Origin of the sequence: Emticicia sp. BO119, from assembly GCF_013912375.1 — a bacterium.
Lineage (GTDB): Bacteria > Bacteroidota > Bacteroidia > Cytophagales > Spirosomataceae > Emticicia.
In genome coordinates this window covers 442797-460489 of record NZ_JACETV010000004.1, presented here as the reverse complement: position 1 = coordinate 460489, position 17693 = coordinate 442797, and the positions used below count along the sequence as shown (strand labels likewise).

Genomic DNA, 17693 nt, shown 5'->3' with positions numbered 1-17693 from the left:
TATATTTGCTAAAAACTATTCTGATTATGAAAAAAACTATTTTATATGTCGTGCTTTTTTTGATTGCTTTCACAGCCCGGGCTCAATATATGCAGGATGTAAACGGAAAACCTCTGATGGCGGGTAAATATGTGGATGTAGTAGGGACACCCTATCTTTTTGAAAACTGGACAAAAGGTGAAGTAACATTGAGCGATGGAAAGAATTATAAAGACCTTGACCTGAAATATGATCAGATAGAAGGTATTGTGTTCTTTAAAGGCAAAAACGGTGCTGATTTAGGATTTACCTCTCCTGTAAAATCATTCATACTCTACCCTAATAATATAGCTATGAGTTTTATTGAGGTTCCGTGGATAAAAGAGGTGGATAAAGACCCGTATTTTGAACTGCTGAACGATGGCAAGAAAGTGAAATTTCTAAAAAAGACAATGAAGGTAATCAGAGAAGGTAAAGCCTATGGCTCAGCTACTACAACCAAGACGTTTTCAGAGAATACCGCTTATTACCTACTAAAAGCAGATGGTAATTATGCCAAAATCAAGAAGGATAAAAAAGCACTTTTGGGTGTGTTAAACGATAAATCGGCGGAATTAGAGCAGTATATCAAAGATAAGAAGACAAATTTTAAAGAAGATGCCTCTGTTGCTGCATTGGTAGAATATTATAATACGCTATAAGTTTTCATCTCACCGCAACTCCTTTCTTTTGGAAGAGGAGCTGCGGTGAGTAAAAAAGCCTAAACCAATACCTTTCTGGCGTAAATTTCTGTGAGCACTTCTACTACTTTATCTATTTCTTCTTCGGTATTATATTTTCCGAAAGAGAAGCGAACATTACCTCTGTCAGGGTGTACTTTTAAAGCTCCTAATACATGAGAACCCACATCTGTACCGCTTGAACAGGCACTTCCTCCCGAGCAGGAAATCTGCGCTATATCTAAATTAAACAGAAGCATATCATTATCTGCACTGGGCGGGAAGCTCACACTCAAGACGGTATAAAGGCTGTTTTCTATATCTGCTGAATCTCCATTAAAAGTAATACCCGGAATATTAGCCATCAGTTTTTCAATCATCCGGTTCTTTAATCCTTTAATATGATTTTGGTGTGCTTCCATATCACGATAGGCAATTTCAAGGGCTTTTGCCATCCCTACAATACCATATACATTTTCTGTTCCGCCACGCATATTGCGCTCCTGCGAACCTCCATGAATAAACGGGTGTATTTTATTGCTGGCATTGATATATAAAAAACCTACGCCTTTTGGCCCATGAAATTTATGTGCTGCTCCTACGATGAAGTCTATGTTTAACTCTTGCAGATTGTGGGTGTAGTGTCCCATTGTCTGAACAGTATCAGAGTGGAACACCGCATTATATTTTTTACAGATTTCGCTTATCTGTTTTAAATCTATAAGATTACCTATTTCATTATTCCCGTGCATTAATGAAACGAGCGTACGGGGTTTAGTGCTCAATAATTCGTCCAGATGAGTTACGTCTATACGGCCTTTTTCGTCCAGTTTTACATAGCTCAACTCAATAATTCCTTGCTTTGCCAGATGCTCCAAAGTATGTAATACTGCATGATGCTCAGTTGGAGAAGTAATGGCGTGTTTTAGCTGGTAAGTATCAATACTGCAGGTAATAGCGGTATTATCTGCCTCTGTTCCGCCCGATGTAAAGAATATTTCTGAAGGTGATGCACCCAATAAAGTAGCTATACTTTTACGGGCTCTTTCTATAGCCGAACGTACCTGACGCCCATGGGCATGGATAGAAGAGGGATTCCCGAAATTTTCTGTCATCAGGGGAAGCATGGCCTGCAAAACTTCGTCGTCAAGACGGGTGGTTGCGGCATTATCAAGATATATACGAGGCATTTTTATTTGGTTTCTGCAAAATTAATATTTGTTTTTGTATTGTACAACCCACAAAATCAATAGACTAAGCAAATTTTATTTGGCAAAATTGGGCTTGTCGGATTTATAGTTCTACGCTTACGTTTCTCTTGAAAGCTGCGCCAAAGTCAATCATCGATTCTGTTTTGAGTACTCCGTCGATATTATCAATTTTATCGTACAATACCCTTCGCATATGTTCGCTTGATTTCGCCACTATGCGGGCATATAGCGTGTATTGGCCTGTAATATAATAACACTCGGTTACTTCAGGTATTTTTCTAAGCTCTTCAATAATCAGTATGGAGTCTGAGTCTTCTTTCAGAATAATGCCTGTAAATGCACTCCACTCATACCCTAACTTGCGTTCGTCCAGAATAATTCCTGCCCCTTTCAGAATCCCGACTTTCTTCATACGTGCTATGCGTTGATGCACCATTGTATTGGAAATGTTCAGATTTTTGGCAATTTCTGAGTAGGGTTTTCTCCCATCTTTCTCTAACTGTATTAATATCTGTTTATCGAAATCATCTAAAAATTCCTGATTAATCATAAGTCAAAATGAATTTTATTGGGAATATAATTACTATTATTTCCTATTTTTTTTATCAATTAAGTAAATATAACTTATTTATTGATTATTATAAGTCATTTTAACATTTTTGTCGTATATACCAGAGAAAAATTAAATACCAATACTATGTTAGTAGATACTCATTTAAGCGAACAACTAATTGAATTGGAAGAACGCTACGGAGCCCATAATTATCACCCACTTTCGGTGGTTTTAGACAAAGGCAAAGGTGTGTATGTATGGGACGTTGAAGGGAAACGTTACTACGATTTTCTATCGGCATATTCTGCGGTTAATCAGGGGCATTGCCACCCACGCATTATCAACGCATTAATTGAGCAATCTCAAAAGCTGACACTCACTTCACGGGCATTTTACAATTCGGTGCTTGGTCGATTTGAAGAATATATTACCCAATACTTTGGCTATGACAGAGTATTACCCATGAATACAGGTGTTGAAGCTGTAGAAACAGCGATGAAACTATGCCGTAAATGGGGATATCAGGTAAAAGGTATTCCTGAAAACAAGGCAAAAATAATTTTTGCCGGAGGGAATTTTCATGGACGAACCTTATCGGTTATTTCTGCCTCAACCGACCCAACAGCCCGTAAAGATTTTGGCCCTTATATGACAGGCATAGAAGTAGTGCCTTATAACAATATAGAAGCGTTAGAAGAAGCGTTAATCAACGATCCCTACGTTGCTGGTTTTATTGTAGAGCCAATTCAGGGAGAAGCAGGGGTAGTTGTGCCTGATGACCCGTATTTACCAGAGGTCTATAGATTATGTAAAGCAAGCAATGTACTGTTTATAGCTGACGAAATTCAGACAGGCATTGGCCGAACAGGTAAATTATTAGCTACTGACCATTATGATATACGCCCTGATATGATTATTTTAGGTAAAGCCCTTTCTGGTGGAGTTTTGCCTGTTTCAGCAGTACTGGCAGATGATGAAATTATGCTGACGCTGAAACCTGGTGAGCATGGTTCTACTTATGGCGGGAATCCATTGGCCTGTGCAGTGGCTATGGAGGCATTGCAGGTAGTAAAAGATGAGAATCTGGCTGAGAATGCTGATTGTTTAGGCGATGTTTTCCGCCGTGAAATGCTGAAGTTGGTAGATGAGACCAGTATTATTACACAAGTACGCGGAAAAGGTTTGCTGAATGCCGTTTTGATTGATACTACAGAAGATTCTGACCTGGCCTGGGATATATGCAATCAACTTAAAGAGAATGGCCTGCTGGCAAAGCCTACACATGGCAATAAAATACGCCTGGCTCCCCCCTTAGTAATGACGGAGTCGCAATTGTGGGATTGTGTAGATATTATTTCTGACACTATCAGAAGTTTTGAATAGGCGAATTGTCAGCTTAGTTCTAATACTCCCAGCTTTTGGGTAAACCCATTTGCCGCACATAATACGCAGGAGCATAGTTATTAACCCGCTCTAACAATTTATTAACCTCTTGCTCAAACTCTATGTAATAGTCTTCATGGAGTTTGGGCAATTTTTTTAGTATAAACTCTGTTCGTTTGGCAATATATAAGGCGATTGTATCAGATTTACTACTATATTTCTCTAATAGTTTCAACTGGTTATCGAAAAAACTATTGAGCAGGTATAAAGTCAGTTCTATTTCGCCATATTTATCTTTAGTTATTTTTACATGGTTCGTAATCCGACTATTCAAATCCCTCATATCCATCATCATCCAGCCGGGCGTATCATGATACATTTTTGAAACCCTCAGAATACTTTTCTTGATTTCATCGCGCCTGTCACCTAAAAAAGATTCATTTTCAAGTAACTGATATTGTAATTGTTGTACTAATAATTCATTCTTGCCTATTAGTCGTAAAAGCATTTTATCTTTCTCTTTGGCAGGAAGTTCGACAATTGCTTTTTCAAGTTCTTTAGGTATTTTCGACATATTTGTAAAAATCTATTGAAACGATAAAGCCCCTGAAAAATTCAGGGGCTTTAAAATTACAGAAAATAATGATTTTATTTTGTGCTCTTAACCTCTACAACAAAGATTAAAGGTGAATAAGGCGGAATTTTATAAGTATTAGTTGTCTGATCTGCTATTCCTTGTGTTCCGTAACCAAGTGCTGACTTGAAAACCAGCACCGCTTTCTCTCCTACTCTTAATTTTTGCAAACCCTCGTCAAAGCCTTTTACTACACCTCCGCCTCCTAAATATACATCTATCTGCCCGGTATCAAACTGTTTGATAGTACTTGCCAGATACCCTGTATATTTTACAGTGGCTGTCTGGCCTGCTGCCAATTGTGTACCGGTTGTTTCAGTTATTTTAAGAACTTTTACACCAGACGCCGTCGTATCTGTTGATACAAAGGTTGTATTAGTACCTGTAGCAATATACTCTTCGATCTGTTGATCTTCTGAACGGTATCTGACCGCTTCCAGATCAAAAACCACAACCGAATTAGCTGGAATTTTATTTTGCGTTTGAGAACCAAAAGCTAAATAAGACGGAATCAAGAAAAGGCCTCTTTCGCCTTCTCTTAAAGTATTGATCGCATCTAATAATCCTTGTAAACCTATTGTACCACCAAAAATACCTGAGAATGGAGCATTTTTCAGTCTTTCTGTACTATCAATTCTTGTACCATCCAATAAAGACAAAACAAAATGCAATTTTACCTCATCTCCTAAATTTACTTTCTTCCCTGAAGCATTGGTTTGGGTAATCTGGTAATACATACCGTTGTCTGCTTTGGTCATCTGCAGATTTTTGGTGTTGATATAATTCAACATCTGTTGTTCATTCAGTTTCATGGTCTCTTCCAGGTCATTGGTCAGAAAACCATTACAGGCATTCAATAAAACAGAGCAAGCTACTACAACTAATCCGAGTACTATCTTTTTCATTACAATTAAATTATTTATTTCACATCGATAATTTCCATTTCAAAAACCAATGGGCTGAAAGGCGGAATAGGACCACTACCCTGCTCTCCATAAGCCAAGTTTGATGGAATAAAGAAAATACTCTTTTCTCCTTTTTTCATCATCATTAATGCCTGTTCCCAACCCGGAATTACTGCACCTTGCCCAACCGGAAATTCAATTGGTTGTTTACCTACTGAACTATCAAAGACGTTTCCGTTCATCAGTTTTCCCGTATAATCTACTTTGACGGTATTTCCTGCCACAATGGTTGCACCAGCACCTTCTTTCAGAACGACCCGATACATACCATATTGTGTTTTTGTGGCATTAGGGAAGTTTTTCCTGGCAAAATTATCCATGAGTTTCAACTCATTATTTTTCTTTTCTTCCTGTGCTTTCTGATATTGTGCCTGGTTTTGAATTGCTTTTATTTTCACAATAAATTTCATATCAGAACCCTTGGCTACCCCTTGAGGTAAAGGTTGTTGCACACGCATAAACAATGAGTCTGCACTTACAAAAACAGTTGCGCTATCGCCCTCTGATAAGTGCATAAGGCTGTTTTCAAAAGAGCCTTTAAACTGGCCTTTAGGTAAAGGCATTACAATTGGTTCTTTTCTTTTATAAGTATCGGTAAAAACTGTATCGTTAGGAGCTTTTATTACTAAATCAAAAGTTACGATATCTCCTTCTTTTGCCGTTGTTTTACCATTTCCTTTTTCGTGAATCTGGTATTTTGAGCCATCGGACTCCTGGGTTACTTTAAAGTTGTCGCAAGAAAAGAGCAAACCTGTTGCTACCGCAAGACCCAATGTAGGTTTCAAAAATTTTGTCATGAAATTTATTAATTATGATATATTACTTAATCAGATATTTATTCGCTTTCTAACAGCTTTGCTTTATATTGAGGCAAAAGACCGAGAAACTTCTCAAGTGTTTTTGCCAGACTCACATAAGAACGCCCACCTGCGGCATTTTTGTGCCCACCACCATCAAAATGATTTCTGGCAAATTCGCTTACAGAAAAATCTTTTACAGAGCGGAACGAAATGCGTACCATATCTTCTCTCTCGACAAACATGGCTGTCATTTCGACGCCCTTAATCGAAAGCCCATAGTTTACTATTCCTTCAGTATCGCCGTTTTTAGAACCAAACTTAGCTAACTCTTCTTTGGAGATTGTCATGTACGACACTCTGTACTCAGGCAAATAGACTAATTTCTGGCTTATAGCAAATCCTAAAAACTGAATACGCTCTAAAGAGTTATTATCAAAAATTTTCCGGTGTATGCTATTTGTCTCTACACCTATTTCTATTAATTCACCTGCTACTCTATGTAAATCTTTGGTAGTGCTATCAAACCGGAATGACCCTGTATCTGTTACTAAACCTGCATAGAGACACTCAGCAGCAGGAATATCAATTAGTGCTTTATCGCCCAGAATTTCTATCAGTTGATAAATCAATTCACAGGTAGCTGCGGCCTTTTCATTCCAGAAAACAAAATCAGCAAAATGTTCCGGTTGTTGGTGGTGGTCTATGAGCACTTTTTTTGCTGAAGCTTTCCTAACATATTCCTCCATGCTTTTGATACGCCCCAGCGCTGAGAAATCAAGGCAGAAAATTATTTCTGCATCAGCTACCAACTGTCTGGCCATATCCTGTTTGTCACTCTCAAAGTTAATTACTTCCTTCTCGCCTGCCATCCATTGTAAAAACTCAGGGTAGTCGGTAGGTGTAATAACCGTTACAACATGATTCTTTTTCTTTAAATAGGAAGCTAAACCCAACGACGAACCAAGTGCGTCGGCATCTGGGTTTTGATGAGTAGTAATAACAATTTTTCGGGGTGACGCCAATAAATCGTTAAATTCTTGTATTTTTTGTACCGAATCCGTGAAAAACTCTTGCATAGCGGCGCAAAGGTACAAAGTAATGACGGGAAAACAAACATGAGAAAACTAATGCTAAACCCTTGATAATATAATTCTTATAGAATTTTAAATGTGTTTATATATTCTGTATAATTAGAATATTCTGAAAATTCAGAATATTATGAAAGTAATATAATTAATCAAGATTAGCGACTTGAATTGATAATTTCTTTTATGTTTGTATATAGATTTCCCTAATCTTTATCCTATGAAAAAACTTATCCTTGCTTTGTTTCTGTTTATCAGTTCTGTAGTTTATGCCCAACAAGCATCTACCGAACAGTGGAGACCTAATTTTCATTTTTCGCCTGCAAAAAACTGGACAAACGACCCTAACGGGCTTTTGTATCATGATGGCGAATGGCATCTCTTTTATCAGCACAATCCTTTTGAAAATAAATGGGGGCATATGAGCTGGGGGCATGCCGTAAGCAAGGATTTAGTGAACTGGGAACACCTGCCAGTAGCTATTCCAGAAGATTCAGTATGGATTTTTTCAGGTGGTGTGGTAGTTGACAAAAATAATACGAGTGGTTTTGGTGCTAATAGTTTTGTAGCAATTTATACGGCCGATTATCATGGCAAAAAAGAAAATCAGCATTTGGCCTATTCGACCGATAAAGGCAGAACATGGACAAAGTTTGAAGGCAACCCTGTGATTCCGGCCCCTCAACCAAGCGGAAAGGCCATGAAAGATTTTCGTGACCCGAATATGTTCTGGCATGAACCCACTAAACAATGGGTGATGGTAGTTGTATTACCTCTCGAATATAAGGCACAATTTTACGGCTCTAAAAACCTGAAAGACTGGACACTATTAAGCGAATTCGGCAAACAGGGGGATTTAAGAAAAATGTGGGAATGTCCCTCACTGATAGAACTGCCAATAGAGGGCGAACAAGGCACCAGATGGGTATTGATGCTTTCTTCTAACGGCCCTCATCAGGATTTTATAGGTATGCAGTACTTTGTCGGCAATTTTGACGGGAAAACCTTTACTAATGAAAATCCAGCAGATACAAAGTTGTATGTTGACTATGGTAAAGATTTTTATGCGGCTATTCCTTTCAGTAACGCACCTAAGAAAAGTATGTTGGGCTGGATGGCGAGCTGGAACTATACCGATGCTCTTCCGACGTTTCCGTGGAAAGGGCAAATGAGTATTCCGAGAGAAATTTCTTTAAAAAGAACCCGGGAGGGATTAAGACTTTTGCAAAAGCCTGCTGAAGAAGTTTTAAAGGCAAAAAACTGGCATGGGGTTGTGCAGATGGAAGAGATGAGTATAGAGGAAGATAACGGCATGATGTGGCGGAATCAGGCTGGATCTTATATGATCGATGTTGAGTTTGAGTTGGCCGGAGCCAGAGAAGTAGGGGTAAAAGTAATGAAAAATGCAGCGAATAATCAGGAAACGCTGATTGGCTATCAGAAAGATAGCGAACAACTCTATATTAATCGTATTAATTCGGGTAAAGTCATTGCTCCTAATTTTTCTTCAATGGATGCCAGCCCTATGAAAATAGCAAGAGGAACGGTAAGATTATTGATTTTTGTTGACCAGTCGTCTATTGAAGTATTTGGCAATGACGGCGAAGCAGTTATAACCAGTCTTATTTTTCCGGAGGGAGATAATGGTAACTGGCAATTATTCAGCCGGGATGGCAGAGCAAAGGTTACAAAACTGAAAGTATGGGAGTGGCAGAAGGATTGATCTACCTGAAAACAGAAGCTGAATAAACCTGTTAGTTTATTCAGCTTTTTTCTTTTGCTGGCGTTGCTTAAACAGCAGAAACAGGCTTACAACAGCACCTATTCCAACTGTATAAAACTGAATTTTCTGGATTGTAAGTGCTAATGCCTGATGGCCTGTATAATAGGCCACCAATACTGCCGCTGTGATAATAACCATAACAACAAGCATGAAAGCAGGCACTATCTTTACTAATTTTCCTTGCATTAATTGATGTGTTTGTGTTTATAGTATATTTGCAAAAGTAATCAATTTTAACGATTCTACCCTAAATGGACAGTTTTTCAAGACGAGATATTCTTAAAGCCTTTGGCTTAACTACTGGTGGTTTATCATTTTTCAATACCGATGCTTTTGCAGAAAACCCTGATAACGAACCTATCGAACTACCACATGACGAACGATACATTGCATTTGAACAACCAGTAACAGCTATTGTTTTAGGGGCAGGTAACAGAGGCAATGTATATGGGCGCTTTGCCCTGGCATTTCCGAATGAATTGGATATAGTAGGGGTAGCAGAACCCATCCCATTCAGAAACAATAAATACACTAAAGATCATAATATAGCAGAGAAAAATCGTTTTAAAACATGGGAAGATGTTTTTAAGGTACCTAAGTTTGCCGATGCCATTATCATCTCAACTCCTGACGACCTGCATTACGGCCCGGCTATGAAAGCACTGGAAATGGGCTATCATGTACTACTTGAAAAACCTATTTCACCATCATATCAAGAATGTTTAGATATATTGGCAATGGCTAAGAAAACCCAAAGAATTATTGCTGTTTGCCATGTATTACGCTATACGCCGTATTTCAGAAAACTAAAAGAAATCGCACAAAGCGGCCAGTTCGGACAATTAATCAGTGTCAATCATCTGGAGGGTATTGAATACCAGCACATGGCACACTCGTATGTGCGGGGCAACTGGCATGTGGCCAAAGACACGAATCCGATTATTCTGGCAAAATCCTGCCATGATCTGGATATTCTGCGCTGGATTATCGGCAAACCCTGTAAAAATATTGCAGCTTATGGCTCATTGAGTTGGTTCAGAAAAGAAAATGCCCCTGAAGGTAGCACGGAGCGTTGTACAGATGGCTGTAAAGTAGAAGCTGAATGTCCTTTTTCGGCTATTAATATTTACCATAAACAACGCCTGCGCATAAGAGTACTTGATGTAACCGATGACCCGGCTAAGCAAGGTGATGAAATTTTAGAGAAACTGAAAACTTCTCCATACGGTCGTTGTGTTTATAGAATGAATAACGACCAGCCTGACCATTACACTACATCAATGGAGTTTGAGGGGGGTATTACAGTAAACTTTGCTATGGAAGCCTTTACGTCTTTTGAAGCCCGTAAGACCCGGCTGATGTTTTCGCATGGGGAAGTGTGGGGAGATATGGACGAGATTCAGACTTATGATTTTCGTACGAAACAGAACACCAAATGGCGAGCCAGCGAATTGCCCGAATACAAAAGTCAGGCATCAGGCCATGCCGGCGGCGACTATGGTTTAGCCCGCAATTTTGTGCAGGCAGTAGCCCAGAATAAACCCGAATTATTAACATCAACTATTGATGCGTCTATTGAAAGCCATGTGATGGGCTTTATGGCCGAGAAAAGCCGATCAGGCAAACAAATGGTAGAAATAAAAATTTAAAAGTGATGCGTAAATTATTAATTATTGCACTTTTAGTTTTAAGTGCCTGTAAAAATAAAAAAGCTGATTTAGGAGATTTTGACTTACAGAGTTTCAAGACTGACAGAGGTGGTTGTGAAGACAAACGAGTAAAACTGATTGACCCTCTGAAAGCACTCAGACCTAAAATACTTGGTCTGAGTGAAAACCTGATTATAGAAAACTTCGGCCGATATGACTACCAGATTCTGAGCCGTCGTAACGAAAAGGTCTTTGTGTTTTTCTTAGAAAAAGGCCCTCAATGTGAGCATATTCAGAATCCGACTAACTCGCGCTCAATGTTATTGTATTTTAATGCTGCCAGTTTAGTAAAAGAAGTTTCGTTTCAGACAGGAGGGATTATTGATACATATAAGTAGCCCATTTTCATGAAAAAGATTTTAATCATATTGTTATTTTACCCTTTCTTCGGATACGGGCAGTTTGAAATAAAAGGCATTATTATTAACAATCAAGACCAGACACCTCTCCCAGGCGCAAATGTGTTTCTGGCTAATTCGACTAAGGGCACTCAAACAAACTCAAACGGTACTTTTTCGCTTAAAAATGTACCTCCAGGAAAATTCAATCTGGTAGTTTCTTATATAGGTTTTGAAACACTGGTGTTATCGATTCAGGCAGAAATTGCTAAATCGTATCGCATTAATTTAGTCCCTGGTAACAATGCCTTAGATGCTGTTACTATCAAAGCACACCGTAAGAAGGACCTTTATTGGCAGGATAACGTAGATTTTTTTTCTAAGAATTTTATTGGGCAAAGCGAAAATGCTATTCAATGTAAATTGGTTAACCCGGAAGTGTTGTATTTTGAGAACGCGCCTGAGAAATTCACTGCAAGGGCGCAGGAGCCAGTTATTATTGAAAACAGAGGCTTAGGCTATAAATTGAAATTTCAGTTAGACGAGTATTCTTTGAACAAAGAAAAACACCGGATTTTTTACAGTGGTCATGTAGTATATGAGAGCTTGATTCCAAATAATGAGAAGGAAGAAAAAAGATGGGTAGAGAACAGACATAAAGCCTATTATGGCTCGATTATGCACTTTATGCGTTCCTTGTATCAAAGACAGTTATTTGAAGAAGGTTTTTTATTGAAGAAAATTGTTAAACGCTATGTTCCTCGTAAGGACACTTTATTAGTAGCACTACCCGGCGATTCTACCGTTTATATTACCACAAAATTTTTTAATAAGAGCAATCTCCCTCAACAAACCCTTACATACAAAGAGATTATTGATAGTACGCTTTCGACAAGAGGTCATCCGCTACTAAAATTTGATGATTTACTTGAGATAACCTATGTGAACGAAGCAGAGCCTTATACCTATTTCAGAAGTCGTAAAAAAGCTAATGATGTTTATAAGACTGCACCGCAAGTATCTACCATAAAACTACTCAAACCTAATGTTACCGTTGAAAGTGACGGACAATATTTTGATGCCGAGGGCATTCATTACCAGGGCTATTGGAGTTGGGAATTAGTAGCAGAGGATTTACCCATAGACTATACCCCTTGAAAATACTGGCTATAGCAAATACCTGGTTTTACAACCAGAACAGTAAAAAACCTTAGCTATTACCAGATAATAAAAAAAATATTCAGAAATTCTTAAAAAAATTTTGTTTTAAAAATTTACGCAATACTTTTGTATCAACAATTTCAACACAGACAATGAATCGACGAAATATCATAGCTAACATCTGGTGGTGGCGTTCTTCCGGCAAAGGATGAACAGCATAGCTATGTATTGAGTAATCAAAATATATTCAGCGGCTTACAGTTCATCCTGTGAGCCGCTTTTTTTGTGCTATGCATCAAAGATTCCATTCAAAAATAAGTTACTGGCTTTTTGCCCCCCTTCTATGTTTTCTTATAGTATTGGTGGTAATGACAGCCCTTGAAAAGATCTGGATAATGGTGGGAGTGCTTATGGTAGTGAAAGTCTTGATTCTGAGTTTCTTATTCAGAACCTATTACCAGATTGAGGGAAATACTTTGAAAATTGTATGCGGATTCGTGTTTAATGAAACAATTGAGATAAAAAAGATAAGAAAAATAAAAAAAACAGCTAATCCAATCAGTTCTCCGGCTTTATCAGTAAGAGATAGAATTGAGATTTATTATGATAAATTATGATTCTGTGATTATTTCACCGGAACGACAAGCAGAATTTATTCGAACACTGAAATTGATTAATAAAAATATTAGTACAAACCTCTGATAGAAATGCAAAAGTTTGGTATAACAACCCGATATAAACGTTTATTGGCCGATATGCTTACTCCGGTCGGAATTTTTCAAAGAATCCGTAGTCAATACCCCCATTCGGTTATTCTCGAAAGTGCCGATTACCACGCTATGCACAATAGTTTCAGCTATATTGCCTGCGACGAAGTAGCCAGTTTTCAATTAGACAACGATGTTGTTACCCAGAAATTCCCGGACGGCACCAAGAACCAGTTCGCTTTAGCCAATCGTAAAGAGGCAGTAGGCGTTTTACAGGATTTTGCAGCTAAATTTGAGATGCCTAAAAGTGAGTTTTCTTTTATTACGAATGGGTTGTTCGGGCATATTACTTATGATTCTGTAGAATATTTTGAAGACATAGAGATTCAGGAAAAAAGTGCTGAAACCACCATTCCGCAAATCCTCTACCGTGTTTACCGATATGTAATTGCTATCAACCATTTTAAAGACGAATTATACATTTTTGAGCATACCTATACGCCTGAAGGCCAAGAACCTCAACCAGACAAAGATGGCCTGGAAAAACTGGAGCTTTTTGTCAAAAACCCTAAAGTAACCACTTCAAGATTCAAGGCTGATAGCGAAGAATTGACTAATATTAACGATGACGATATGCGAGAAATCATCCAAAAATGTATTGGCCATTGTTTACGCGGTGATGTATTCCAGATAGTTCCTTCCAGACGTTTTTCAAGAAAATTCGAGGGCGATGATTTTAATGTTTACCGGGCCTTACGCTCTATCAATCCTTCTCCTTACTTATTCTATTTTGATGGTGGTGATTACCATATTTTTGGCAGTTCGCCTGAAAAGCAGATTTATATTAAAGATGGGCAGGCAGAAATTCATCCGATTGCTGGTACTTTCAGACGTACCGGTGACGACGAAAGCGATGCCGAATTAGCCCGCCAGCTACACGCCGATCCTAAAGAATCAGCAGAACACGTGATGCTGGTTGATTTAGCCCGGAATGACTTATCCAGAAGTTCAGACTCAGTAAAAGTTGATATTTTTAAAGAGGTACAATTCTATAGTCACGTAATCCATCTGGTTTCAAAAGTAACCGGAAAAATGCACAAAGGTACTAATCCTTTGCAGTTGGTTGCAGATACCTTTCCGGCAGGTACGCTCTCAGGCGCACCTAAGCACAATGCCATGACCATTATTAACCGATTCGAGCCAACCAACCGGAGTATCTACGGAGGTGCTATTGGTTTCATGGATTTCAAAGGCAATTTCAATCATGCCATTGCTATCCGTACTTTCTTAAGTAAAAACAATACGCTTTTCTATCAGGCAGGTATGGGTATTGTGGCAAAGTCAGATATAGAATTAGAAATGAAAGAGATACATTTAAAATTGGCAGCTCTTAGGAAAGCCATTGAAATGGCAAGCGAAATATAATTTGTGGCGCGAACGTCTCGTTCGCCATAAGGGAAAAATAAAAAATTGATATAACAATTTCAATAAAATATTAAAAAATGAAAATTCTGGTTCTTGATAATTATGACTCATTCGTTTATAATCTGGTCTATATTCTGAAAGACTTAGGTGGAAACGTAGATGTATTCAGAAACGATAAAATAGCATTAGAAGACGTAGCAAAATACGATAAAATCCTGCTTTCACCGGGGCCGGGTATTCCTGAAGAAGCAGGTATCATGATTGACCTGATTAAAGAATATGCATCCAAGAAAAGTATTTTTGGGGTATGCCTGGGTCATCAGGCAATCGGAGAAGCATTCGGAGCTAAATTGCATAATATGGGCGATGTGCTGCACGGGGTTACAACCTCTTGTATTATTACAGATAAGGGTGAAAAGCTTTTTCAGGGCGTACCCGAAAAAATAGAGGTGTGCCGTTATCATTCCTGGACGGTTGTACCCGAAACTATGCCCGAAGAGCTTAAAATAACGGCTGTTGACGAAAAAGGCTTTGTGATGGCTGAAGCTCACACCAGATATGATGTGCGAGGCGTTCAGTTCCACCCTGAAGCATACCTGACACAACATGGCGTAAGAATGGTTGAAAACTGGTTGAAAAATTAATTTGCCTAATTATTATCCTAAAATGAAACAATATCTGCAGATTTTATTGCAAGGTCAAACCTTATCAAGCAAGGAAGCTAAAGAAGCCTTGTTGACAATAGGAAGAGGAGAAAGTAACAATTCACAGATTGCCGCTTTTCTGATGGGTATTCAGATGCGAGGCATTACTGTGGAAGAATTAGAGGGTTTTCAGCAAGCCATGCTTGAGTTAGCCGTACCTATTGATTTAACTGATTTCGACCCGATGGACGTATGTGGTACAGGGGGTGATGGTAAAGATACTTTTAATATTTCTACAACATCAGCATTTGTTGTAGCCGGAGCCGGACAAGCCATTGCCAAACATGGCAATCATGGGGTTTCATCTTCGGTGGGTTCAAGTACGGTTCTTGAATATTTAGGCGTAAAGTTTACCAATGATGTCGATTTTCTGAAACATAAAATTGAAACAGCAGGTATTTGTTATATGCATGCCCCTCTGTTTCACCCGGCGATGAAGCATGTAGCCCCTATCCGAAAAGAATTAGGCTTAAAGACCTTTTTTAATATGTTGGGGCCGTTGTTGAATCCGGCAAAAGTACAAAAACAACTGACGGGCGTATATGATATGACTGTATTTGATTTGTACACGCAATTATTCAACCGTTCGGCAGCACAGTTTGGTATTATACATGATTTAGGGGGTTATGACGAAATTTCGTTTACTAACGACTTTAATATAGGCACTCGTCATGGTGTATTTGTTCACTCACCATCGCATTTCAGCTTTGATTTAACTGCGCAATCTGATTTGCACGGAGGGAGTACACTTGAAGATTCGGCCAGTATTCTGATAAACATATTAGAAAATAAAGGCACAAATGCACAAACTAATGTAGTGCTGGCCAACGCCGGAGTAGCCTTAAGCGTAGCCAGAGGTATTAGTATTGCCGAGGGCATTGCACAAGCCAAGGAATCGCTCGAAAGTAAAAAAGCCTTGAATGCCTTAAAAAAATTAGTTGAAGAATAAGCCATAAAACTACCTATTGATACATATAACATGACCATTTTAGATAAAATAGTGGCTCGTAAAGCCATTGAAGTAGCGGAAGCTAAAGCAAAAACTACTATAGAAGATTTAGCAAAAGAGCCGCTTTTTTCGAGAAAAACCATATCCTTAAGTGAAAGATTAAAAGCCGATGGTTCTTCGGGAATTATAGCCGAACATAAACGAAAATCTCCTTCTAAAGGCATTATCAACGACCAACTGACTGTTGAATTTGTTACAAACGGTTATGCCTCGGCAGGGGCTGCGGGTTTATCGGTATTGACTGATACTGATTTTTTTGGAGGAACAAAAGAAGATTTGCTCAAAGCCAGAGCAGCTAACCCTGATACGCCAATTCTGAGAAAAGACTTTATGATTGATACCTATCAACTCTATGAAGCCAGAGCGTGGGGTGCCGATGTTATTTTGTTAATTGCCGCTTGTTTAAGCCCCGCACAGATAAAAGAACTAAGCCTGAAAGCGCATGACCTGGGTCTGGAAGTCCTTTTAGAGATACATGATGAGGAAGAATTGGAAAGGAGTCCGTTAGAAAATGTAGATATTATTGGAGTAAATAATCGGAATCTGAAAAACTTTGCGGAAAATAACGTCAATGCATCTTTAGCATTAGCTGATAAAATTCCGGCAAGAATTGTGAAGATTTCTGAAAGTTGTATTAGTCAGCCCGAAACAATTAACCAATTAAAATTAGTAGGATATAAAGGGTTTCTAATTGGTGAAACCTTTATGAAAGATGACAATCCAGGTGCAAAACTCGGTGAATTTATTGCTAAAATCTAATAAAAAATGTTAATTTTGACATCTTTTATTAGATTTTTCTACAATTCATGCTTTGGTCCCGAGTATGAGTAAAATTAAATTTCCTTTGGGGGCAAGGAAATAATTTTTATGAAACTGAAAGTCTGTGGCATGCGAGATGCCGAAAACATTAAAGAGCTTATCGAGCTCAAACCTGACTTTATCGGCTTTATTTTTTACGATAAGTCTCCACGATTCGTTGGTAATCTGTTAGATGTTGAATTGATTCAATCCATAACCAGAGAAGTCAGAAAAGTAGGTGTTTTTGTGAATTCAACAGTCGATTATATTTTACAGAATGTGAAAAAATATAATCTTCAGTATGTGCAGCTGCATGGCAACGAAACGCCTGATTTTTGTAAAAGTCTACGATTAAAAGGGGTTAACATCATTAAAGCATTCCGTTTGGACGAAACTTTTATTTTCAGCCAATTGAATAACTACAAGCCGCACGTTGATTTCTTTTTATTTGATGCCAAAGGAGACGGCTATGGTGGCAATGGTGTTACATTCGATTGGAGCATTCTGAAAAAATACGATAATCAGAAGCCGTATTTTTTAGCCGGAGGAATCAGTCTTGACAATTTAGACGAATTAGCTACTATTACACCTAAACCTTATGCTTTTGATGTAAATAGCAAGTTTGAAGTTGAACCCGGCATAAAAGATATTGAAAAAATAGCCGAATTGATTACAAAAATGCGTGAACGAAAAAGCATACAGGTATGATAAAGAATTTACGATAGAAAAC

The 17693-nt window shown here is 38.3% G+C and carries 19 protein-coding genes; 12 read left to right on the top strand and 7 right to left on the bottom strand.

Going from position 1 to position 17693, the window contains the following annotated elements:
• Nucleotides 1-26 precede the first annotated feature (26 nt).
• The gene (locus H1R81_RS15825; RefSeq protein ID WP_181841712.1) at nt 27-680 is read left to right on the top strand and encodes a hypothetical protein; all 654 of its coding nucleotides are present in this window, start codon (nt 27-29) and stop codon (nt 678-680) included.
• A 59-nt stretch (nt 681-739) separates the two neighbouring features.
• Here H1R81_RS15825 and H1R81_RS15820 read toward each other — a convergent pair whose 3' ends face one another.
• Entirely contained in the window at nt 740-1888 is a 1149-nt protein-coding gene (locus H1R81_RS15820) for a cysteine desulfurase family protein (RefSeq protein WP_181841711.1), read from the bottom strand.
• Nucleotides 1889-1991: 103 nt separating this feature from the next.
• On the bottom strand, nt 1992-2459 hold the full coding sequence (locus H1R81_RS15815) for an Lrp/AsnC family transcriptional regulator (protein WP_181841710.1): 468 nt from the start codon (nt 2457-2459) through the stop codon (nt 1992-1994).
• Nucleotides 2460-2606: 147 nt separating this feature from the next.
• On the opposite strand from H1R81_RS15815, the gene rocD reads away from it, so the two are divergent.
• On the top strand, nt 2607-3845 hold the full coding sequence (rocD, locus tag H1R81_RS15810; RefSeq protein WP_181841709.1) for an ornithine--oxo-acid transaminase: 1239 nt from the start codon (nt 2607-2609) through the stop codon (nt 3843-3845).
• Nucleotides 3846-3864: 19 nt separating this feature from the next.
• Here the strand turns inward: rocD and H1R81_RS15805 are convergent, their stop codons facing one another.
• From H1R81_RS15805 to H1R81_RS15790, 4 genes are all read right to left on the bottom strand, one after another.
• A complete protein-coding gene (locus tag H1R81_RS15805; protein WP_181841708.1) occupies nt 3865-4419 on the bottom strand; it encodes a hypothetical protein in 555 nt (184 codons plus the stop codon).
• Between the two features lie 74 nt (nt 4420-4493).
• Nucleotides 4494-5384, bottom strand: a complete 891-nt coding sequence (locus H1R81_RS15800) for an FKBP-type peptidyl-prolyl cis-trans isomerase (RefSeq protein ID WP_181841707.1) — start codon at nt 5382-5384, stop codon at nt 4494-4496.
• Nucleotides 5385-5398: 14 nt separating this feature from the next.
• Nucleotides 5399-6241, bottom strand: a complete 843-nt coding sequence (locus H1R81_RS15795) for an FKBP-type peptidyl-prolyl cis-trans isomerase (protein ID WP_181841706.1) — start codon at nt 6239-6241, stop codon at nt 5399-5401.
• Between the two features lie 38 nt (nt 6242-6279).
• Nucleotides 6280-7320, bottom strand: coding sequence for a bifunctional oligoribonuclease/PAP phosphatase NrnA (locus H1R81_RS15790; RefSeq protein ID WP_181841705.1), 1041 nt, complete (start codon nt 7318-7320; stop codon nt 6280-6282).
• A gap of 229 nt (nt 7321-7549) precedes the next feature.
• On the opposite strand from H1R81_RS15790, the gene H1R81_RS15785 reads away from it, so the two are divergent.
• Entirely contained in the window at nt 7550-9052 is a 1503-nt protein-coding gene (locus H1R81_RS15785) for a glycoside hydrolase family 32 protein (RefSeq protein ID WP_181841704.1), read from the top strand.
• 36 nt (nt 9053-9088) lie between these two features.
• Here H1R81_RS15785 and H1R81_RS15780 read toward each other — a convergent pair whose 3' ends face one another.
• Entirely contained in the window at nt 9089-9298 is a 210-nt protein-coding gene (locus tag H1R81_RS15780; protein WP_181841703.1) for a hypothetical protein, read from the bottom strand.
• A 65-nt stretch (nt 9299-9363) separates the two neighbouring features.
• Here H1R81_RS15780 and H1R81_RS15775 point away from each other — a divergent pair, with 65 nt between their 5' ends.
• The 9 genes from H1R81_RS15775 to H1R81_RS15735 all read left to right on the top strand — a co-directional run bounded on the left by H1R81_RS15775 (nt 9364) and on the right by H1R81_RS15735 (nt 17671).
• Entirely contained in the window at nt 9364-10761 is a 1398-nt protein-coding gene (locus tag H1R81_RS15775; RefSeq protein WP_181841702.1) for a Gfo/Idh/MocA family protein, read from the top strand.
• 5 nt (nt 10762-10766) lie between these two features.
• Nucleotides 10767-11159: a hypothetical protein gene (locus H1R81_RS15770; protein WP_181841701.1), complete on the top strand. Its 393-nt coding sequence runs from the start codon at nt 10767-10769 to the stop codon at nt 11157-11159.
• Between the two features lie 9 nt (nt 11160-11168).
• Entirely contained in the window at nt 11169-12317 is a 1149-nt protein-coding gene (locus tag H1R81_RS15765; protein WP_181841700.1) for a carboxypeptidase-like regulatory domain-containing protein, read from the top strand.
• A gap of 293 nt (nt 12318-12610) precedes the next feature.
• Complete coding sequence (locus tag H1R81_RS15760; RefSeq protein WP_220275237.1) at nt 12611-12937, top strand: PH domain-containing protein; 327 nt, start codon at nt 12611-12613, stop codon at nt 12935-12937.
• 90 nt (nt 12938-13027) lie between these two features.
• A complete protein-coding gene (locus H1R81_RS15755; protein WP_181841698.1) occupies nt 13028-14452 on the top strand; it encodes an anthranilate synthase component I family protein in 1425 nt (474 codons plus the stop codon).
• A 77-nt stretch (nt 14453-14529) separates the two neighbouring features.
• Nucleotides 14530-15096 (top strand): aminodeoxychorismate/anthranilate synthase component II, encoded by a 567-nt coding sequence (locus H1R81_RS15750; RefSeq protein WP_181841697.1) that lies wholly within the window; start codon nt 14530-14532, stop codon nt 15094-15096.
• Between the two features lie 22 nt (nt 15097-15118).
• Nucleotides 15119-16105, top strand: a complete 987-nt coding sequence (gene trpD / locus H1R81_RS15745; RefSeq protein WP_181841696.1) for an anthranilate phosphoribosyltransferase — start codon at nt 15119-15121, stop codon at nt 16103-16105.
• 30 nt (nt 16106-16135) lie between these two features.
• The gene (gene trpC / locus H1R81_RS15740) at nt 16136-16924 is read left to right on the top strand and encodes an indole-3-glycerol phosphate synthase TrpC (protein WP_181841695.1); all 789 of its coding nucleotides are present in this window, start codon (nt 16136-16138) and stop codon (nt 16922-16924) included.
• Between the two features lie 108 nt (nt 16925-17032).
• Entirely contained in the window at nt 17033-17671 is a 639-nt protein-coding gene (locus tag H1R81_RS15735; RefSeq protein WP_181841694.1) for a phosphoribosylanthranilate isomerase, read from the top strand.
• Nucleotides 17672-17693: the final 22 nt, after the last annotated feature.